The sequence below is a fragment of the Streptomyces sp. NPDC032721 genome, assembly GCF_055579625.1.
Map to the genome: position 1 here is coordinate 25,354 of NZ_JBVIMX010000036.1, position 19,029 is coordinate 44,382.

Below are 19,029 nucleotides of genomic sequence, written 5' to 3' on the forward strand. Positions count from 1 at the left end.
GCTCAGCGCTCCTTGGAGGCAGTGGGGACGGCGGTGGTGGGTACAGCACTGATACGGAGGTCGGGGCCGATGCGGACCGTCTCGGTCACATGGAGGCGCAACGCGTCCGCGATCGTGGTGATTCCTGCGTCGGCGAGGGCGGCGGGGCCCGCGCCGAGCAGTACGGGGGCGAGGTAGCCGACGACCTTGTCCACGGCGCCCGCCGCGACGAAGGCCCCGGCGAGGGTCGGTCCGCCTTCGAGGAGCACGGAGCGCACTCCCCGGTCGTACAGCTCGCCGAGCAGGGCGGGGATGTCGAGTCCGGCGCCGCTGCGGGGCAGCCGTACGACGTCGGGGAGGTCGGTGGCCACGTCCTCGGCGACCGCGATCAGTGTCGGTGCCGCGTCGTCCAGGACCCGGGCGCCGGGCTTGACGGTGGCGTGGGTGTCGACGACGACGCGCAGCGGCTGGACCGCGCCCTCGATGCCCCGGACGGCGAGGTGCGGGTCGTCGGCGCGCAGGGTGCCGGAGCCGACCACGACCGCGTCGGCCTCGGCGCGCAGCCGGTGCACATCGGCCCGGGAGTCGGCCGACGAGATCCAGCGGCTGCTGCCGTCGGCGGCGGCGATCCGGCCGTCGAGGGTGGCCGCGTACTTCCACAGGACGTACGGACGACGCAGCTTTACGGAGGTCAGCCAGGCGGCATTCCCGGCGGCGGCCTCGGCTTCGAGGAGGCCCTGCTCGACCTGGACGCCGGCCGCACGCAGGGTGTCGCCGCCGCCCTTGGCCTGGGGGTTCGGGTCGGCGACCGCGTAGACGACCCGGGTGACTCCGGCGTCGAGGAGGGCCTGGGCGCAGGGGCCGGTGCGACCGGTGTGGTTGCAGGGCTCCAGGGTGACGTAGGCGGTGCCGCCCCGGGCCTTCTCCCCGGCCTCGCGCAGGGCGTGCACCTCGGCGTGCGGGCCGCCCGCCTGCTGGTGGTGGCCCTCGCCCACGACGGTGCCGGTGGGGCCGGTGATCACGCAGCCGACGACCGGGTTGGGGCTGGTGGCGCCGAGTCCGCGCGCGGCCAGTTCGACGGCACGGCGCATGGCCCACGCGTCGGGTGCGTCGTGGGGCGGTGTTGCGGCTGCGGCGGTTGCCACCGGGTCCTCCTGCCTCTTCGGGCACGGACTCCGGGGCCTGTCGATGACGACAGAGAAAACGGGTGCGTCACGGGGGTACGACAACGGCCACGCCGAGCCGGGAAAGAGGGCTCCGCCCGGGAGAAAACCGGGTCGAGCCCGCCGACGGCGGCGTACCGAAAAGACCTGTGACGGCCCGCCGCGCACTGCCTCCCATCCGGACTTTCACCGTCGGTCCAGGAATTACACCTGGTCAACCGGTCACTGGAGGTGACCGGGTCGCGGACTATAACCGCCGGTTCGGAATTACACCGACCCCGGAGTGCGCTGCTGCTGGTACACGGCCAGTGTGCCACGACTGATCGCGGGCGTTACCCGAACGTGCTTGTGGGCTGACTCACAGCATTTGGTCCAGACCTATTGACCCGGCTGGTCTAGTCCTCTTAACGTCTGCGTCACCTCCCAGGAGACAGCCCGACGGTGTGCGCACGCCCCGGGCACTGCACGGCCCCATCCCCGTTCCGTCGTGTGACGCCCGAGCCTCCACAGGAGGACCTGACGTGCTGTCCCCCACTCGTACAAGATCCAATGACGCCGGACCCGCGCGGTCCGTGCGCTCCTTGCGCTCCGCCCGGTCGGTGCTGCTGGCCGCGGGCACCGCGACCGCCGCGCTCACCGCCCTCCTCGGCGGCACCCTCTCCGCCCAGGCCTCGCCCTCCGGCGAAGCTCCAGCCGTCGTGGACAACGAGTCCTGTCGGCCCGACGGGCTTTACAAGACCCCTGGCGTGGACGTCCCTTACTGCTCGGTCTACGACACCGAGGGCCGCGAGAAGATGGGCGCCGACCACCAGCGCCGCGTCATCGGCTACTTCACCGGCTGGCGCACCGGCAAGGACGGACTGCCCTCCTACCTGGCGTCCGACATCCCCTGGGACAAGGTCACCCACCTCAATTACGCGTTCGGCCACATCGACGGCTCCCACAAGCTGTCCGTCGGCGCCGACGGCGAGAAGAACGCCGCGACCGGGATGACCTGGCCGGGCGTCGCGGGCGCCGAGATGGACCCGGCGCTCCCTTACAAGGGCCATTTCAATCTGCTGAACAAATTCAAGAAGAAGCACCCGAACGTCAAGACCCTGGTGTCGGTGGGCGGTTGGGCCGAGACCGGCGGCTACTTCGGCGAGGACGGCAAGCGCGTCGCCTCCGGCGGCTTCTACACGATGGCCACCAACGCCGACGGCTCGGTGAACCAGGCGGGCATCAACACCTTCGCCGACTCGGCCGTCTCCTTCATCAAGAAGTACGGCTTCAACGGCGTCGACATCGACTACGAGTACCCGACCTCGATGAAGGACGCGGGCCACCCGGCCGACTTCGGCATCTCCAACGCCCGGCGCGGCGGCCTGGTCAAGGGCTACGCGGCGCTGATGAAGACCCTGCGCGAGAAGCTCGACACGGCGGGCGCCACCGACGGCAAGCACTACCTGCTCACCGTCGCCGCCCCCTCCTCCGGCTATCTGCTGCGCGGCATGGAGACCTTCCAGGTCCAGAAGTACCTGGACTACGTCAACATCATGTCCTACGACCTGCACGGCGCCTGGAACGAGTACGTCGGCCCCAACGCCGCGCTCTTCGACAACGGCAAGGACGGCGAACTGGCCGCCGCCAACGTCTACGGCAGCGCCCAGTACGGCGGCATCGGCTACCTCAACACCGACTGGGCGTACCACTACTTCCGCGGCTCGATGCCGTCGGGACGCATCAACGTGGGCCTGCCGTACTACACCCGCGGCCACAAGAACGTGCAGGGCGGCACCGACGGCCTGTGGGGCAAGGCGGCGGCCACCAGCTGCCCGGCCGGATCGGGCCTGACCAAGTGCGGTGACGGCGCGGTCGGCATCGACAACCTGTGGCACGACAAGGACGACAACGGCAAGGAGTCCCCGGCGGGCTCCAACCCGATGTGGCACGCGAAGAACCTGGAGAAGGGGATCGTCGGCGACTACGTCACCAAGTACGGCTTCCCCTCCGGCACCAAGCTCTCGGGCACCTACGTCCGCAAGTACGACTCCTCGCTGGTCGCGCCGTGGCTGTGGAACGCCGAGAACAAGGTCTTCCTGTCGACCGAGGACGAGCAGTCCATCGGCGCCAAGGCCGACTACGTGGTGGACCGGGGCATCGGCGGCACCATGATCTGGGAGCTGGCCGGCGACTACGGCTGGAACGCGGCCAAGGGCCAGTACGAGACCGGCTCCACGCTCACCTCGCTCATGTACGACAAGTTCAAGGCGGCCAAGCCCTACGGCGCCACGGTCTCCAATAAGGCACTGCCCAAGAAGGCCGTGAACATCGGCGTCGAGTTCGGCGAGTTCAAGCTCGGCGACTCCAACTACCCGATCACCCCGAAGCTGAAGATCACCAACAACACGAAGACGACGCTGCCGGGCGGTACGGAGTTCCAGTTCGACTACGCGACGACGGCCCCGGCCAACGCGTCCGACCAGTCGGGCTTCGGCACCAAGGTGATCAGCAGCGACCACACCGGCAGCAACGCCGGCGGTCTGAAGGGCGACTTCCACCGGGCCTCGCTGAAGCTCCCGGCCTGGCAGACGCTGGCCCCCGGCGCCTCGGTCGACCTGTCCTTCAACTACTACCTGCCCGTCTCCACCCCCTGGAACTGGACGGTGAACATCGGCGGCACCTCGTACGCGCTCGCCGGTGACCTGGCACGCGGCACGGAGACCGTCGAGCCCGGCACGGGTACGGGCCCCGGCCCCGACCCGACGCCGACCCCGACCCCGACCCCGGGCGCCTGCACCGCGCCGGCCTACGCGGCGGCCACCCCGTACACCAGCGGAGCCACGGTGTCGCACAAGGCGCACCAGTGGAAGGCCAAGTGGTGGACGCAGGGCGCGGAGCCCGGCACCACCGGCGAATGGGGTGTCTGGCAGGACCTAGGAGCCTGCTGACGCTTCCCCCCTGCGCTCCGCCCCGGCCCTCCGTCCCCGCACGGGCCGGGGCGGAGTGCGTTACTTCCACCCGCGGGCCCCGCACAGTCCCGAAGGGTTACGACGCCGGGCCGAAGAGCTCGTCCTGGGCCGCCTCGCGGGCGATCAGCAGCGCCCCGTCGAGGACCGCGCCGCCGCCGAGCTCTCCGGCCCGTACCTCCGTGTGCAGCGGGGACAGTTCGGCGAGCCTGGCCTCGACCCGGTCGGCCAGGGCCTTGCCGCCCGCCAGGCCCATGTCGCCGCCGAGGACCAGGCAGCCCGGGTCGAGGACGGCCACGACGGCCGCCGCCCCGAGGGCGAGACGTTCGGCGAGCGCGTCGAGGAAGGGCTCGGCCCGCTCCCCCGCCGCCAGCGCGGCGGCGATGACGGCAGGCGCGTCGGGGCCGGTCGGCAGCCCGTGCGCCGCCGCGAGTTCACAGACCGCTGTGCCGCCCACGAGGGAGTGGAATCCGCCGTCGCAGCCGGTGGCCGAGGGCAGCCCCTTGGTCCCCGGCACCGGCAGGAACCCGACCTCGCCCGCACCGCCGGACGCCCCCCTGCGCAGCTTCCCGTCCAGCACGACGGCGGCGCCCACCCCCTCTCCCAGCCACAGGAACACGAAGGTGTCGTGGCCCCTGGCGGCGCCCAGCCGCTGCTCGGCGACGGCGGCGAGATTGGTCTCGTTCTGGACGAGGACGGCGGCGGGCAGCCGCTCCTGGAGTACGGCGACGAGTCTGCGGTGCCAGGCGGGCAGCCCGGAGCTGTCGCGCAGTTCGCCGGTGGCCGGGTCGATCAGGCCGGGTGCGCCGATGCCGACGCTGTGCAGCGCGGGCGCCCCTGCGGTGCGGGCGGTGCGCTCCAGGAGGGCGACGGCCGCTTCCACCGCCGCTTCGGTGGGTACGTCGCCGGCGATGGGCAGGGTCGCCTCGGCGAGGGTGCGGCCGAGGAGGTCGGCGACGCCCACGCCGACGCTGCCGGTCCGTACGTCCAGGGCGGCGAGGTGGGCGCGCTCGGCGACGATCCCGTACACCCGTGCATTGGGCCCGCGCCGCTCGGTACCCGTCTCGCCGACGACGGCGACGAGCCCGGCGTCCTGGAGGCGTTCCACCAGGTCGGCCACGGAGGGCCGGGAGAGGCCGGTGAGGGACTTGAGCTGTCCCGCCGTCAACGGGCCCTCCTCCTGGAGCAGGTGCAGGGCGCGCCGGTCGTTGATGGCGCGGGCGGTGCTCGGAGAGGCGGGCATGGGCCGGATCCTTTCAGATCTATTTATCAGGCAGGCTTCCTGATAGTTTACGGCGCGATACGGCGGGACGGCGCCACGGATCGACCACACGAGCAGGGACAAGAGGGGACTCATGGAATTCGGTACGGAACGGGTGAAGCGGGCGCGGTATGCCATCGCGGCCGTCTTCTGTGTCCACGGGGCGGTGACCGGCAGCTTCGCCACCCGTATCCCCTGGATCCAGGACCACACCTCGATCAGCGCGGGCCAGCTCGGTCTGGCGCTCGCCTTCCCGGCGATCGGCGCCTCGGTGGCGATGCCGCTGGCCGGGGCGATCAGTCACCGCTTCGGCGCCCGCAACGCACTGCGCGGCCTGCTGACGCTGTGGACCCTGGCCCTCACCCTGCCCTCGCTGGCACCGAACATCTGGACGCTCTGCGCGGTGCTCTTCGTGTACGGGGCGACGGCCGGCATGTCGGACGTGGCGATGAACGCGCTGGGCGTCGAGGTGGAGAACCGGCTCAACAGGTCGATCATGTCCGGCCTGCACGGCATGTGGAGCCTGGGCGCCCTGATCGGCTCGGCGGGCGGCACGCTCGCCGCGCACCTGGGCAGCGACGCCCGGCTGCACCACCTGCTCGCGGCGCTCGTGCTGACCGCGCTCGGACTGCTCGCCTGCCAGGGCGTACTGGACCTGCACAGCGCTCCGGAGGCGGAGGCTCCGCCGCGCTTCACCCTGCCGCCGAAGTCGGCGCTGGTCATCGGTGCGGTCGGCTTCTGCGCGGTGTTCGCGGAGGGGGCGAGCCTGGACTGGTCGGCGGTCTACCTGCGGGACGTCCTGAACACCGACCCGGGTCTGGCGGCCGCGTCCACGACGGCGTTCGCGCTGACCATGGCGGTGGCGCGGCTCGCGGGCGACAGGGTGGTGGACCGGTTCGGCCCGGTGCCCACGGTGCGGGTGGGCGGCGCGGCGGCGACCGTCGGCGGACTGCTGGTGGTCCTGGCGCCGAACGTGCCGCTGGCGCTGGCCGGATTCGGACTGCTGGGGCTCGGGGTCGCGGTGGTCGTCCCGCTCGCCTTCGCGGCGGCGGGGCGCAGTGGCCCCCATCCCAGCCAGGCCATCGCGGGCGTCGCCACGATCACGTACACCTCGGGTCTGATCGCCCCGTCGGCGATCGGCGCGGTGGCGGACGCGACCTCGCTGGTGGTGTCGTTCGGGCTGGTGACGGTGCTGGCGTTCGGGCTGGTGGTGGGTGCTCAGGTGCTGCGCGGGGCGGGCCGGGAGGCCACCCCGTCGGAACCGGCGCCGACACAGACGCCAACGCCGACGCAGACATCGACGCCGACGACCGGGAAGTGAGCACTCCTTTTCAGCCATAGCATTTGCTTCGATCGAAAACGGTCACCTTAGACCAGAAGCAAAGCTGAACAGGAGTACCCATGGGCCTCGGCGTCCGCTGGACCTTGCACGGTGACGGGCGCACCCCGACGCCCGGAGCCGTCGTCCGCCCCGACGAACGGCTGACCTGGCCGCGCACGGCGGGGCTGGGTGCCCAGCATGTGGTGGCGATGTTCGGGGCGAGTTTCGTGGCGCCGGTCCTGATGGGCCTCGACCCGAACCTCGCCATCATGATGTCGGGTGTCGCGACGGCCATCTTCCTGCTGGCCACCAAGGGCAAGGTCCCGTCCTACCTGGGCTGTTCGCTCTCCTTCGTGGGTGTGGCGGCGGCGATCCGGGCGACCGGCGGCGACAGCGCGACGGTCACCGGTGCGGTGTTCGTGGTGGGCGCGGCACTCTTCCTCGCAGGGCTTGCGGTGCAGCGGTTCGGCGCGCGGATCATCCACGCCGCGATGCCGCCGGTGGTGACGGGCGCGGTGGTGATGCTGATCGGCTTCAACCTGGCGCCGGTCACGGCCACGACGTACTGGCCGCAGGACCAGTGGACGGCGCTGCTGGTGATGCTGTTCACCGGTTTGGCCGTGGTGGCGCTGCGCGGATTCCTCTCGCGCATCGCGATCTTCCTCGGCCTGATCTTCGGCTACGGCATCTCCTGGCTCTTCGACCTGGTCTTCGGCAAGATCAGCTCCCCGGTCGGCGGCACCGTCACCGAGCACTGGCGCCTCGACCTCTCCGGAGTCGCCAAGGCGGACTGGATCGGCCTGCCGTCCTTCCACGGACCGAGCTTCGAGTGGTCGGCGATCCTGGTCGCCCTGCCGGTGGTCATCGCACTGATCGCCGAGAACGCGGGCCATGTGAAGGCCGTCGGCGAGATGACCGGCGACAACCTCGACGACAAGCTGGGCACGGCGATCGCAGCGGACGGCGCGGCGTCGATGCTGTCGACGGCGGTGGGCGGCCCGCCGAACACGACGTACTCGGAGAACATCGGCGTCATGGCTGCCACCCGCGTCTACTCGACGGCGGCGTACTGGGCGGCGGCCTTCTTCGCCCTCCTCTTCGGCCTGTGCCCGAAGTTCGGGGCGGTCGTGGCGGCCATCCCGGGGGGTGTGCTGGGCGGGATCACCGTCATCCTGTACGGCATGATCGGGCTGCTCGGCGCGCAGATCTGGATCAACGCGAAGGTGGACCTGCGCAATCCGCTGAACCTGGTGCCGGCGGCGGCGGGGATCATCATCGGGGTCGGTGGGGTGAGCCTGAAGTTCACGGACAGCTTTGAGCTGAGTGGGATCGCGCTGGGGACGATCGTGGTGATCACGGGGTATCACGTGTTGAGGGCGTTGGCGCCGGCGCATATGAAGGGGGCTTCGGGGGAACGGGAGCCGTTGCTGGATTCGGGGACGTCGTCGTACGACGAGAGTTCGAAGCCCTGACGAGGTGGGGGGGGTCCGCTGCGCGGGCCTTTCCCCTCCCCGCCCCTTCCCGAAACTGGGGCGCTGCCCCAGACCCCGGCCCGTACGGGCGAGTGGGTGGGAGGGCAGGTGGCGGGCCCGGCCACGGCCGGTGGTCATATGTGCAGGTTCGATGTGGCTGGCCGCGCAGTTCCCCGCGCCCCTGAGTACTCGTAGTTAGGGGCGCGGGGAACTGCGCGAGCAACCCACCACCGGCCCGCGCGCAACGAACCCCCGGCCCCGCGGCCAGCGGTCTAGGGAAGGGGCGGGGAGGGGCATCTGCCCGCCGCAGGCGCGGCACCGTTCAACGGTTCGGGTGCCGTGTGGCGGGAGGAGGTGGGGGTGCTCCCCAGCCCGCCCCCTCCCCTACCCGTTCGCCAGTTCCACCGCATAGTCCGGTGTGAAACTCCCCGCCGCCCCCTTGCAGCCGTCCGACTCCCCCGGGAGTTTCACCCACAGGTACGCGTCGATGCGGGACTCGCCCGTCTTCGTCGTCGGAGGGCGGCCGAGCGCGCGCCCCGAGGGGTCGCACCATTGGCCGGCTGCCGGGGCGCCGTTGCCGTTGCGGCTGGTGTCGATCACCGCGCCCAGGGAGGACGGACCGCCCAGCGCGGACAGGACGCTGCGGGCGTAGGAGACCTCGTCCGCGGTGCGGTGGAAGTTCGACACGTTGGTGAAGATGCCGTCGCTGTTGGTCGCGGCGTTGGCCTGGCGCAGGAAGCCCGCCATCTTGGAGGCGGAGTGCCAGCCCGAGTGACCGGCGTCGAAGTAGACGCGGGCCCTCGGGTTCGCCGCGTGGATGGCCTGACCGGCGCGCGAGAGCGCCGCGAAGCGGTTGGCGCGCTGGCCGTCGTTCAGGCAGTCGGTCTGCGCGATCGAGTCGGGCTCCAGGATCACGATGGCCTCGCCGCTCCCCAGCCCGGCCGCGAACTTCTTGATCCAGCTGTCGTACGAACCGAAGTCCGGCGCCCCGCCCTGGGAGGCCCCGCCGCAGTCCCGCTCGGGTATCGCGTACGGCACGACGACCGGCACCCGGCCCGCAGCCGCCGCCCCCGACGTCACCGCGCGGACCCGGCTCGTGATGGTGGCCGGGTTGTACTCGGCGAACCACACGGCGGCCGGCTGCGCGGCGATCCTCGACTGGATGAGCGACTGGCGTGGGTCGCCCCGGTTCGCCCGTACCCAGTCCAGGACCTGGGACTCCGGGTGCAGGTAGAGGCTGCCGGAGACCGGCGCGTTCTGGCTCTTGGGCGGTGCGGGCTTCTTCGTCGGCGTCTTCTTGGGCGCCGGCTTCTTCGTCACGGTGGCGGACGGCAGCGGCGACGCGGTGGCCGCCGTCGGCTTCGGCACCGCGGGGAGCCTCGGCATCTCCGGCGTCCTGGTGACCTCGGGGATCGCGGTGGTGCGCTCCGGCTCGCCCGACGTCGCGGAGACCACTCCGGCAACCGTGCCCACGGCCACCACGGCCGAGGCGACCACGGCCATCGCGCCGCGCAGGGTGGCGGCGTTCACACGTTTGTCATTCTTCGCAGGCGAATTGCCCGGTTTGCGGGCCCGTCGCGCGGCCCGCCCGTCCCCGGCCGCGCCCGCCACTGTCCCCGCGTCGGCGCTCACCAGCAGCTCCGTATCGCTGCCGACTGCCTCCGTCGACGTACTGCTCCCGGACGTACTTCCCGAGGTACTCCCGGCACTGCCGCCGCGTCTGCCTCCGACGCGGTCCTTCCGGCGTTGGCCTCGTATGCCTGACACCGTGTCTGTCCCCCCCTTTCCCCCCGGTACCGGGGGCTCGCGTTCCCTCGTTCTGGGGAAGCCCCGGCCCGGCTGCATCGCCCAAAGCCTATGACTGGGACGCTGCCCCCATGGCACAGATCGAGCACTTCGCAGTTCAAAGGGACCGTACACGGCTCTCCGTACTGCTCACTCAGCCGTCGGGCGTGCACTCCGTGGTGGACCGGATGCGCACGGTCCGCGCCGAGTGGCCGCCCGCCGACGGGGTCGCGGTCTTCAACCGGGTCTATCTGTCGGTGACCGAGGAGATCGGCCGGCAGATCGACGGCGGCGGTTTCCCCGATTCCCGTGCCGCGGCCAAGCTGGGTGTGCTCTTCGCGGAACGTTATCTGGCCGCCGTCGACGCCGCCGCCGCGGGGCGCCGCACGCCCGCCTGCTGGCGCCCGCTGTTCCAGTACCGCCGTCATCCCGGCGTACGGCCGCTGCAGTTCGCGCTCGCCGGGATCAATGCGCACATCGGGCACGACCTGGCCCTGGCGGTGGTCGACACCTGTGCGGCGCTGGAATGCGAACCCGGCGCGCTGGAGGGCGAGTTCGACCGGGTCGGCGAGACCCTGGTGGCGCTGGAGGAGCACATCCGCGAGGACCTGATGCCGGGGCCCGATCTGCTGGAGATCGCCGACCCGCTGACGCATCTGGTGGGGACGTGGAGCCTGGAGCGGGCCAGGGACGCGGCCTGGTCGGCGGCCCGGGTGCTCTGGGGGCTGCGCGAACTCCCGGAACTGGCCCGGGAGTTCGCGGAGCGGATGGATGCGGGGGTCGGCCTGGTGGGCCGCTGTCTGCTCACCCCGCTGCGCTGACCGGCCGCATACCACTGACCGGCTCCGGCGCGGTCAGTCCTCCGGCAGCTCCACCGGGGCGATCTCGTCGTACACGTCGCCCGGGCCCGGGTTGCTGCCGTCGGTGGTGCCGCCGAAGTGGTGCATCACGCCCCAGACCGCGTTCAGCGCGGTCTGGATCGCGCCCTCGGCCCAGCCCGCCGTCCAGGAGATGTCGTCGCCCGCGAGGAAGATGCCGCGCTTGTCCTCGGGGAGGCGGTCCTGCATGAAGTGGGTGAACAGGCGGCGCTGGTAGCGGTAGTGGCCGGGCAGGTTCGCCTTGAAGGCGCCCATGAAGTACGGCTCGTTCTCCCACGACACGGTCACCGGGTTGCCGATGATGTGCTTCCGGATGTCGACCTTCGGGTAGATCTCGCCGAGCGACTTGAGCATGACCTCCATCCGCTCGTTCGCGGTCAGCGGCAGCCACTTGAGGCTGTCGTCGCACCAGGTGTACGAGAGGCAGATGGTGGCGGGCTTGTCCGGGCCGTCGTCCAGGAGGTACGTGCCCCGGGTCATCCGGTCGGTGAGCGTCATCGACATGACGTCCCGCCCGGTCTCCTCGTCCTTGTCCAGCCAGAACGGCCGGTCGACGGGCACGAAGAGCTTGGAGGACTCCATGTAGTGGGTCCGCTCCATCGCCGTCCAGTGGTCGATCGGGAAGAGCGAGTCGTCGCACGCGATCTTGGAGAGCAGCAGCCAGGACTGGGCGGTGAAGATGGCCGCGCGGTAGGTGCGGATGTCGCCGGAGGCGTCGGTGACCGTGATGCCGTTGTTGGCCGTACGGTGCAGCCGGGTCACGGCGGGCTTGGGGGCGCCGCCGTGCAGCTTCGCCAGCGAGGTGCCCTGCGCCCAGTGGACGATCTTCTCCGGCTCGCGCTCCCAGAGCCGTACCGGCAGCTGCTGGCTGCCGCCGACGATGCCCCGGTGGTGGTCGTCCGCCTCCGTGTAGACGACCCGCAGGATCTCCAGGATGGAGTTGGGGAAGTCGGTGTCCCAGCCGCCGGTGCCGAAGCCGACCTGGCCGAAGATCTCCCGGTGCCGGAAGGACTTGAAGGCCTCGGACTCGCACAGGAAGCCGTAGAAGGTCTGGTTGTCGAGCTTCTCGACGAGCTCGGCCCAGATCTCGCGGATGCGCGGGACGTCACGCTCGCGCATGGCCTGGTTCATGTCGGAGAAGTCGGCGCCCTCCTCCAGACAGGCGTTCCACGCGGCGGCGACGTCGCGGTAGACCTGCGGGAGGTCGTCGACGGTGACCGCGTAGTGCGACTCGCCCTTGAGGTCGACGACCGTCGACGGGGTCTCGGGGGCGAGGGGGTTGGGGAAGGGCCGGGTCTCCAGGCCCACCAGGTCGATGTAGTGCTGGAGCGCGGTCGAGGACGGCGGGAAGCGCATCGCGCCCATCTCCGCGGACAGCCCCTGGGTCTCGGGCCCGTCGAAACCGACCGTCCGCAGCCGGCCGCCGATCTGGTCGGCCTCGTACACGACGGGCTTGAGGCCCATCTTCATCAGCTCGTACGCCGCGACGATGCCGGAGAGCCCGCCGCCGATGACCGCGACCTCGCCGCCGTGCTCGGCCGCGGGTATCTGCCCGAGGCCGGCCGGGTGGGCCAGGAAGTCGTCGTACGCGTACGGGAAGTCCGGGCCGAACATGGTGATCGGCGGCTGCGCGTCGGTGTGCTGGACGGCGTTGGGCACCGTGGACGTCATGGGGTACGGACTCCTAGCTGGGCGGGGGGTGGTGCGGCGGAAGGCATACGGGTACGGGGCGCGCGGGGCGGGTGCGGTCCCGGCCGGACCCGGGAGGCGTGGAGGCATGTGGTCCGGCCGGGAGTCGTGGCGACCTCCGCCGGGCGGCCGGGACCGGCCGGGATCGAGCGGGGCGGGGGTCAGGCGCGGTTCGGCCGGGATCAGGCTGGGGACTCGCCCAAGGTCGTGTACAGGGCCGGGCGGCGGTCGTGCAGGTAGGGGTTCAGCTCCCGCGAGGAGCGCAGCAGTTCACCGTCCACGTCGCCGACGAGCAGTTCCTCGCCGCGTCCGGCGCGCACCCGGGTGGCACCGTCGGGGCTCGCCAGGCAGCTCAGTCCGACGAACTCGAACTCGCCCTCGGGGCCGGTCCGGTTGACGTAAGCGACGTACATCTGGTTCTCGAAGGCCCGCACCGGCACGACGGACTCGGCGACGAACTGGAAGGGGTGCATCTGCGCGGTGGGCACCAGGAGGAGGTCGGTGCCGGCCAGGGCGTGGGCCCGGACGTTCTCCGGGAACTCCACGTCGTAGCAGATCATCAGCCCGATCCGCAGCCCGCCGAGCTCGGCCTGTACGACGCTCCGCTCGCCGGGCGTGAAGGCGTCCTGCTCGAAGCCGCCGAAGAGGTGGGTCTTGCGGTAGTTGGCGAGCCGGACTCCGGTGGAGTCGATGAGCTGGGCGGAGTTGTAGACCGCCTCGCCGTCGCGCTCGGGGTAGCCGTAGTGGATCGCCAGGCCGTGCCGTACGGCGATGTCGGCGACGGCGTCCGCGCCCTCCCCGTCGGCGCTCTCCGCGAGCCGGTGGACCTCGCCCACGCCGATCGCGTAGCCGGTCAGGAACATCTCCGGGCAGACCAGCAGTCCCGCCCCGGCCTCGGCGGCCCGGGCGGCGGCGTCGTCGAGGACCTTGAGGTTCGTGGCCACGGACCCGGGACGCCCGGAACTCTGGAGCAGGGCGACGCGGAGCGGCGGCGACGGAGGGGACGACGGCATGGCGGACCTCGGGCGGGTGGGGAGGGTGAGGGAAGACGTAATGACGTTACGGCCGCGGATTCGCCCCGGACAAGGTGCGAGCGTTGTGGACCGACCGTTGATCCGTTGCGCGGAAGGGGGGTGGGGCGGCGATTCGTTGCGCGGGGCCGGGAAGGACTGCGGCTGGACGGCCCCGGCGGGCCTGAGCATGCGGTGAAGCGGGCCCACTGGTTTCACGGAGCACCCGCTTCGAGGAGTACCCGCTCTCCCCCGCGCGGCGGATCACGACCGTCCTCGGGAGCGACGTACCCCGGTCCGGGCACCGGAAGAGTGACGGGTGTCAGGAAGACGCTTCCGGCTCCCCGGAGGCGCACCCCGAAAGGGCCCGCCATGAACCGCCGCACCCGCCTCACCGCCCTCACCGCCGCACTCCTGATCACGGCCGGAGCGGCGGGAACCGCCGCCGCCTCGGCAGCGGACACCGGCACTCCCCGGGCCACGTCGGCCCCAACCCCAACCCAAACCGCTCCCCGCGAGGCCGCCGCCCTCACCGGGAAGGCCCGGCTGGACCGGCCCGAGCACGTGATCACGTTCGGCTTCGACGCACACCTGCCGGCGGGCGCGTTCCCCGACAAGGCCAAGGGCACGGTCAGCGTCCGCCACCAGTGGCCCGACGGCAAGGTGCAGTGGGCGGACGTGAAGGTGGACTGCCTGGTGACGGGCGGCAAGGTCGCGATCGTCACGGGCACCGTCGCGAAGAGCAACATCGCGGGGCAGTACGGCAAGCGCGTGGGCATCACCGTCGACGACCGGCCCGAGGGCGACCGGCTGGGCTACAGCTGGCTGCTGAACGGCCACCTCACCGAGCAGCCGCGCGGGCTGGGCAAGTGCCTGGGCTCGGTGCCGATCGAGAAGGTGGACGCGAAGACCGGCGACTTCGAGGTGCTCCCGTTCGAAATGGGGTGAGCACCCTAGGCGGGCGACCCCGAGGAGAACCTGCGCAGCAGGGGCGACAGCACCAGCACCGACTTCGTCCGCTCCACGAACGGCTCCCCCGCGATCCGCTCCAGGACGCGTTCGAAGTGCCGCATGTCGGAGGCGAAGACCTGGACGATCGCGTCCGCCTCACCGGTCACGGTGGAGGCGGACGCGATCTCCGGGTAACGCTCCAGGCCACGGTTGATGGCCTCCGGCGACGTGTTGCGCCGGCAGTAGATCTCGATGAAGCCCTCGGTCTCCCAGCCGAGCGCCGCCGGGTCGACGCGGACCGTGAAGCCCGTGATGGCGCCGTCCGCCCGCAGCCGGTCCACCCGCCGTTTCACCGCGGGGGCGGACAGGCCCACCAGGGAGCCGATGTCGGCGTACGAGCGGCGGGCGTCCTCCGCCAGGGCATGGACGATGCGCTCGTCGAGATCGTTCAGTCGCACTGCGGGTGGATCACTTTTCTACGCGTTTGCGGAAACCTTCTCCGGCCCGCCCTTCGCCAGCCGCGAGTGACGAATGCCGTATCCGAAGTAGAACACGAGACCGACGGCCATCCAGATTCCGAAGACGATCCAGGTCGGGGTTCCCAGACCGAACATGTTGTAGACGCAGAAACCGAAGCCCAGAATCGGGAAGACGGGGCCCAGCGGCACCCGGAAAGTCCGGTTCATGTCCGGGCGTGTCCGGCGCAGGATGACCACCGCGATGTTGACCAGGCCGAAGGCGAAGAGCGTGCCGATGCTGGTCGCGTCCACCAGTTTGCCCAGCGGGATCGCCGAGGCCAGCACGCCGCAGAAGAGCGAGACGATGACCGTGTTGATGCGGGGCGTCTTGGTGCGCGGGCTGACCTTGGCGAAGACCTTCGGCACCAGGCCGTCGCGGGACATCGCGAAGAGCACGCGGGTCTGCCCGTACAGCACGGTCAGGACGACGCTCGCGATGGCGATGACGGCGCCGGCCGCGAGCAGGGTGCCCCAGAAGGCCTGTCCGGTGACGTCCTTCATGATCCCGGCGAGCGCGGCCTCCGAGCCCTCGAAGCCCTTCCAGTTGCGGGCGCCGACGGCGACGGCCGCGACCAGGACGTACAGCGCGGTGACGATGATCAGCGAGAGCATGATCGCGCGCGGCAGGTCGCGCTGCGGGTTCTTCGCCTCCTCGCCGGCCGTGGAGGCGGCGTCGAAGCCGATGTACGAGAAGAAGAGCGAGGCACCGGCGGCGCTGACGCCCGTCATGCCCAGCGGCATGAAGTCCTCGTAGTTGCCGGACTTGAAGCCGAGGAAGCCGATCGCGCAGAAGAGCAGCAGGGCGCCGATCTTCACCGCGACCATGATCGTGTTGGCGCGGGCGGACTCCTTCGCGCCACCGAGCAGGAAGGCCATCGCGAGCAGCACCACGACGAGCGCCGGGAGGTTGAAGATCCCGCCGTCGCCGGGTGGGGCGGACAGCGCGTCGGGGATGGTGACGCCGATCGTCCCGTCGAGGAATTCATTGAGGTACTCGCCCCAGCCGACGGCGACCGCCGCCACCGAGACGCCGTACTCCAGGACCAGGCACCAGCCGCAGATCCAGGCGACGAGTTCACCCATCGTTGCGTACGCATACGAGTAGGAGGAGCCGGAGACCGGGATGCTGCCCGCGAGTTCGGCGTACGACAGGGCCGAGAAGAGCGCGGTGAGACCGGCGATCACGAACGAGATCGTGACCGCGGGACCGGCCTTCGGCACGGCTTCGCCGAGGACGACGAAGATGCCGGTGCCGAGGGTGGCACCGATGCTGATCATGGTCAGCTGCCACATCGACAGCGAGCGCTTGAGCGAGCCCCCCTCGCCCTTGCCACCCTCACTGACCAGCAGTTCCACCGGCTTGCGGCGCATCAGCGGGGATCCGGTGCGGGCTCCGGATGCGGACGGGGGAACGGCGGGTGGCGCTGCGCCTTGATCCAACACGGGGTGGCTCCTTCTGGCTGCCTGGGCGGGCAGCGGCGACCACGGCGGCACAGGTCCCGCGGGCATGACGAAGCTGCCCGGGCCCGGGAACCGCCGAGCAGGCGGTCCCCGCCACTCCACGTACAGCGGTGAAGCCTATGAGGCGGAAGTTCCCGCCCGTAATGCAGCAACCTTGCGCATTGCCGGATGATCATTGCGCGCAATCGCCTTGGATGGCTTTTTATTGCGCCCCAGCTTTCGATTTCCCTTTTGTCCGGTACGTCAACTCGGTCTCGCGGCCCGCCTTTACCGCCGTTCCGCTCATGCCCACCGCTCGGCACGGGCAGGGTGAGGGGCACGGGTCCGGTGTGGCCGGACCGAGGGGAGGCGTCGATGACCTGGCTCGATCCCGGGCCGTTCCTGCGCGGAGTGGTGTGGCGCGACGACGGCGGGCGGCCGCTGCGGGCGGACCCCGGGGACCTGGACCGGCTGCCGTGGGACGTGCTGGAGCGCGCCGGGGTGCCGGTGGGGGTGCGGCTGGAGTTCGTCCCGCACGGGGCGGACGCCGTCGAGCTGCACTACCGCGCGGAACCCGGTGACGTACCGCACGGATTCGGGCTGTGGGCGGGCGACCGGCAGGTGGCCGAGGTGCTGGCCGCACCGGCCAGGGAGGCGGTGGTACGTCTCGAACTCCCGCCGCTCCCCGGCCCGTTCACCGTTTACCCGCCCGAGTCGCAGTCGCCGTACTTCCTCGGGATCCGGGCCTGCCGGGGCCGCGTCGAGCCCGCCCCGCAGCGCCCGCGCTGGCTGGTGCACGGCGACTCCATCACCGAGGGCTGGTGGTCGACCAGACCGGCGCACGCCTGGCCCGCCGCGGCCGGGCGGCTGCTGGACCTGGACACGGTGAACCTGGGCCACGCGGGCGCCGGGCGGGGCGAGCTGGCGGTCGCCCAGCACCTGGCGGCGGTCCCCGCCGACGCGCTGACCCTCGCCTTCGGCACCAACTGCTGGGGGTGCGCCCCGTTCACCGCTCCCCTGCTGACCGAGACGGTGCGGGCCTTCCTCGCCCTCGTACGGCAGGGCCATCCGCACACCCCGCTCCTCGTCGTCTCCCCCGTCCTGCGTCCGGCCGCCGAGCGGACCCCGAACGCGCTCGGCGCGACGCTGGCGGAGCTGCGCGAGGCCCTGGAGGGCGTCGTACGGGACGAAATCGCCGCCGGGGACCACCGACTGGCACTGCTGCCGGGACACGGGCTGCTGGGCCCAGGACACCTCGCGGACGGGCTGCATCCCAACGACGCCGGACACGCGCTGCTCGCGGAGGCGGTGGCGCAGGCGCTGGGGAAGCTGCTGCCGTGAATGCCGCATTCCGCGTTCCGCATTCCGGGATGACCGGTGGGGTGGGGCGAATGAGCCGCGCCCCAGGGGGTATCCGGGGCGGGACGGGATGGACCGCAGGAGTCTTCCGGCCCGGCCGGCCCCCCGTACGCCCGCCGGGACTCCGACCCGGAGAACGGCCGCAGCGCCCTCGGCGGCGACCTCTAGGACTGGGACAGCGCATGATCCATAACCCTGGCATTTCCCCGGAAGCCGACCGCCAACTGGACGTCCTCGTGCGAGAACTGCCCACCGGCGTGGTGCTCACCCTCTCCGGCGACCTCGACTTCGACAACTCGCCCCCGCTGCGCTCCCTCCTGGTCCGGCTGCCGCTCGCCCCCGGCAGACTGCTGGTCCTGGACCTGTCGAAGCTGACCTTCTTCGACTCCACCGGCATCACGATGCTGATCATCGCGCGGAAGGTGGCACTGGCCGCGGGAGCGGACATCGTGGTCAGCGGGGTCGGCCCGACGGTGGGGAAGGTGTTCCGGGTCACCGGACTCGACGAGGTCTTCCGCGTCTTCCCGGACCCGGAGGCGGCGTTCGCCGCACACGCCCGGAACTGAGGGGGCCCGAGGAGCCATGACTTCGTGAAGTCGGGGTAAGCGAGCGGTCGATGACTGAGGAGCCGCCCATGGTTGTCCTGGACTCACCGCAAGGAACCGACGGAGCGCGCGGGGCGCGCGGAGACAGCGCGTCGGCCAGGGACACCGCCGCCGCGTATCTCGCCCAGCACTGCCCCTGGGCCGATCTCGACGCGGTGCTGCTGGTGGTCAGCGAGCTGGTGACCAATGCCGTACGGCACACCTCCGGCTGGTGGCGGCTGCGGCTGCGCGGCGGGCACGAGAGGCTGGTGGTCGAGATGGACGACTCCAGCCCGGACCCGCCGGTGGCCCGTGAACCGGACTTCTCCGGCGGCGGTGGCTTCGGCTGGCACATGGTGATGCGGCTCGCGGGCCAGGTGGAGGTCCGCACACTGCCGGAGGGGAAGCGGGTCCGCGCGATCTGGCTGCGCCCGGCGGGAACGGCCTGCTGAGGCCGAGTCGCCTCCCGTCTGAGGCCGAGTCGTCTCCCGTCGTCCCCCGGTCGTCGTCTCCCGGTTCGGGTTCCGGTCGGTTCGAGTCCCAGGTCCGGGGGGAGGGGGGGGGGGGGGGGGGGGGGGGGGGGGAGAGGGGGGGGTGGGGGGGGGGGGGTGGTCGTGGGGGGGGGGGGGCCCCCCCCGAGGGTTTTTTGGGGGGGTGCAGAAGGGGGGGAA

General features: G+C 71.3%; 15 protein-coding genes and 1 riboswitch. Of the genes, 8 read left to right on the forward strand and 7 right to left on the reverse strand.

The window, feature by feature from the left end; all coding sequences use genetic code 11:
* Nucleotides 1-2: 2 nt before the first annotated feature.
* Nucleotides 3-1,070, reverse strand: a complete 1,068-nt coding sequence (ribD, locus tag ACZ5PB_RS41290; protein ID WP_468698697.1) for a bifunctional diaminohydroxyphosphoribosylaminopyrimidine deaminase/5-amino-6-(5-phosphoribosylamino)uracil reductase RibD — start codon at nucleotides 1,068-1,070, stop codon at nucleotides 3-5.
* Nucleotides 1,071-1,302: 232 nt separating this feature from the next.
* A riboswitch (FMN riboswitch) is annotated at nucleotides 1,303-1,433 on the reverse strand.
* A 230-nt stretch (nucleotides 1,434-1,663) separates the two neighbouring features.
* On the opposite strand from ribD, the gene ACZ5PB_RS41295 reads away from it, so the two are divergent.
* Nucleotides 1,664-4,072 carry a chitinase C-terminal domain-containing protein gene (locus tag ACZ5PB_RS41295; protein ID WP_468698678.1) on the forward strand — a complete coding sequence of 803 codons (2,409 nt, stop codon included), beginning with the start codon at nucleotides 1,664-1,666 and terminating at the stop codon, nucleotides 4,070-4,072.
* 97 nt (nucleotides 4,073-4,169) lie between these two features.
* On the opposite strand, the gene ACZ5PB_RS41300 is transcribed toward ACZ5PB_RS41295, so the two are convergent.
* Entirely contained in the window at nucleotides 4,170-5,333 is a 1,164-nt protein-coding gene (locus ACZ5PB_RS41300; protein ID WP_468698680.1) for an ROK family transcriptional regulator, read from the reverse strand.
* A gap of 112 nt (nucleotides 5,334-5,445) precedes the next feature.
* On the opposite strand from ACZ5PB_RS41300, the gene ACZ5PB_RS41305 reads away from it, so the two are divergent.
* Both ACZ5PB_RS41305 and ACZ5PB_RS41310 read left to right on the forward strand, forming a co-directional pair.
* The gene (locus ACZ5PB_RS41305; RefSeq protein ID WP_468698681.1) at nucleotides 5,446-6,672 is read left to right on the forward strand and encodes an MFS transporter; all 1,227 of its coding nucleotides are present in this window, start codon (nucleotides 5,446-5,448) and stop codon (nucleotides 6,670-6,672) included.
* Nucleotides 6,673-6,752: 80 nt separating this feature from the next.
* The gene (locus ACZ5PB_RS41310; protein ID WP_468698682.1) at nucleotides 6,753-8,144 is read left to right on the forward strand and encodes a uracil-xanthine permease family protein; all 1,392 of its coding nucleotides are present in this window, start codon (nucleotides 6,753-6,755) and stop codon (nucleotides 8,142-8,144) included.
* Between the two features lie 384 nt (nucleotides 8,145-8,528).
* Here ACZ5PB_RS41310 and ACZ5PB_RS41315 read toward each other — a convergent pair whose 3' ends face one another.
* A complete protein-coding gene (locus ACZ5PB_RS41315; protein WP_468698699.1) occupies nucleotides 8,529-9,647 on the reverse strand; it encodes a glycoside hydrolase family 6 protein in 1,119 nt (372 codons plus the stop codon).
* A 374-nt stretch (nucleotides 9,648-10,021) separates the two neighbouring features.
* On the opposite strand from ACZ5PB_RS41315, the gene ACZ5PB_RS41320 reads away from it, so the two are divergent.
* Entirely contained in the window at nucleotides 10,022-10,750 is a 729-nt protein-coding gene (locus ACZ5PB_RS41320; protein ID WP_468698683.1) for a DUF5995 family protein, read from the forward strand.
* A 33-nt stretch (nucleotides 10,751-10,783) separates the two neighbouring features.
* Here ACZ5PB_RS41320 and ACZ5PB_RS41325 read toward each other — a convergent pair whose 3' ends face one another.
* Nucleotides 10,784-12,478: a flavin monoamine oxidase family protein gene (locus ACZ5PB_RS41325; RefSeq protein WP_468698684.1), complete on the reverse strand. Its 1,695-nt coding sequence runs from the start codon at nucleotides 12,476-12,478 to the stop codon at nucleotides 10,784-10,786.
* A 200-nt stretch (nucleotides 12,479-12,678) separates the two neighbouring features.
* Nucleotides 12,679-13,509 carry a carbon-nitrogen hydrolase family protein gene (locus ACZ5PB_RS41330; RefSeq protein WP_468698685.1) on the reverse strand — a complete coding sequence of 277 codons (831 nt, stop codon included), beginning with the start codon at nucleotides 13,507-13,509 and terminating at the stop codon, nucleotides 12,679-12,681.
* Between the two features lie 369 nt (nucleotides 13,510-13,878).
* Between ACZ5PB_RS41330 and ACZ5PB_RS41335 the strand changes: the two genes are divergently transcribed.
* On the forward strand, nucleotides 13,879-14,454 hold the full coding sequence (locus ACZ5PB_RS41335; RefSeq protein ID WP_468698686.1) for a Repetin: 576 nt from the start codon (nucleotides 13,879-13,881) through the stop codon (nucleotides 14,452-14,454).
* Between the two features lie 5 nt (nucleotides 14,455-14,459).
* Here the strand turns inward: ACZ5PB_RS41335 and ACZ5PB_RS41340 are convergent, their stop codons facing one another.
* Together ACZ5PB_RS41340 and ACZ5PB_RS41345 are read right to left on the reverse strand one after the other, a co-directional pair.
* Nucleotides 14,460-14,915, reverse strand: coding sequence for an Lrp/AsnC family transcriptional regulator (locus ACZ5PB_RS41340; RefSeq protein WP_468698687.1), 456 nt, complete (start codon nucleotides 14,913-14,915; stop codon nucleotides 14,460-14,462).
* Nucleotides 14,916-14,933: 18 nt separating this feature from the next.
* Nucleotides 14,934-16,418 carry an amino acid permease gene (locus ACZ5PB_RS41345; RefSeq protein WP_468698688.1) on the reverse strand — a complete coding sequence of 495 codons (1,485 nt, stop codon included), beginning with the start codon at nucleotides 16,416-16,418 and terminating at the stop codon, nucleotides 14,934-14,936.
* Between the two features lie 372 nt (nucleotides 16,419-16,790).
* On the opposite strand from ACZ5PB_RS41345, the gene ACZ5PB_RS41350 reads away from it, so the two are divergent.
* The 3 genes from ACZ5PB_RS41350 to ACZ5PB_RS41360 all read left to right on the forward strand — a co-directional run bounded on the left by ACZ5PB_RS41350 (nucleotide 16,791) and on the right by ACZ5PB_RS41360 (nucleotide 18,810).
* A complete protein-coding gene (locus ACZ5PB_RS41350) occupies nucleotides 16,791-17,756 on the forward strand; it encodes a GDSL-type esterase/lipase family protein (protein WP_468698690.1) in 966 nt (321 codons plus the stop codon).
* A gap of 200 nt (nucleotides 17,757-17,956) precedes the next feature.
* Nucleotides 17,957-18,340: an STAS domain-containing protein gene (locus ACZ5PB_RS41355; protein WP_468698692.1), complete on the forward strand. Its 384-nt coding sequence runs from the start codon at nucleotides 17,957-17,959 to the stop codon at nucleotides 18,338-18,340.
* A gap of 68 nt (nucleotides 18,341-18,408) precedes the next feature.
* A complete protein-coding gene (locus ACZ5PB_RS41360; protein ID WP_468698693.1) occupies nucleotides 18,409-18,810 on the forward strand; it encodes an ATP-binding protein in 402 nt (133 codons plus the stop codon).
* Nucleotides 18,811-19,029: the final 219 nt, after the last annotated feature.

What these genes read in the sequence shown, in the direction of transcription:
- ribD (WP_468698697.1), bottom strand. Translation starts at nt 1,070, where the DNA reads ATGCGCCGTGCCGTCGAACTGGCCGCGCGCGGACTCGGCGCCACCAGC.
- ACZ5PB_RS41300 (WP_468698680.1), bottom strand. Translation starts at nt 5,333, where the DNA reads ATGCCCGCCTCTCCGAGCACCGCCCGCGCCATCAACGACCGGCGCGCC.
- ACZ5PB_RS41305 (WP_468698681.1), top strand. Translation starts at nt 5,446, where the DNA reads ATGGAATTCGGTACGGAACGGGTGAAGCGGGCGCGGTATGCCATCGCG.
- ACZ5PB_RS41310 (WP_468698682.1), top strand. Translation starts at nt 6,753, where the DNA reads ATGGGCCTCGGCGTCCGCTGGACCTTGCACGGTGACGGGCGCACCCCG.
- ACZ5PB_RS41315 (WP_468698699.1), bottom strand. Translation starts at nt 9,647, where the DNA reads ATGGCCGTGGTCGCCTCGGCCGTGGTGGCCGTGGGCACGGTTGCCGGA.
- ACZ5PB_RS41320 (WP_468698683.1), top strand. Translation starts at nt 10,022, where the DNA reads ATGGCACAGATCGAGCACTTCGCAGTTCAAAGGGACCGTACACGGCTC.
- ACZ5PB_RS41325 (WP_468698684.1), bottom strand. Translation starts at nt 12,478, where the DNA reads ATGACGTCCACGGTGCCCAACGCCGTCCAGCACACCGACGCGCAGCCG.
- ACZ5PB_RS41330 (WP_468698685.1), bottom strand. Translation starts at nt 13,509, where the DNA reads ATGCCGTCGTCCCCTCCGTCGCCGCCGCTCCGCGTCGCCCTGCTCCAG.
- ACZ5PB_RS41335 (WP_468698686.1), top strand. Translation starts at nt 13,879, where the DNA reads ATGAACCGCCGCACCCGCCTCACCGCCCTCACCGCCGCACTCCTGATC.
- ACZ5PB_RS41350 (WP_468698690.1), top strand. Translation starts at nt 16,791, where the DNA reads ATGACCTGGCTCGATCCCGGGCCGTTCCTGCGCGGAGTGGTGTGGCGC.
- ACZ5PB_RS41355 (WP_468698692.1), top strand. Translation starts at nt 17,957, where the DNA reads ATGATCCATAACCCTGGCATTTCCCCGGAAGCCGACCGCCAACTGGAC.
- ACZ5PB_RS41360 (WP_468698693.1), top strand. Translation starts at nt 18,409, where the DNA reads ATGGTTGTCCTGGACTCACCGCAAGGAACCGACGGAGCGCGCGGGGCG.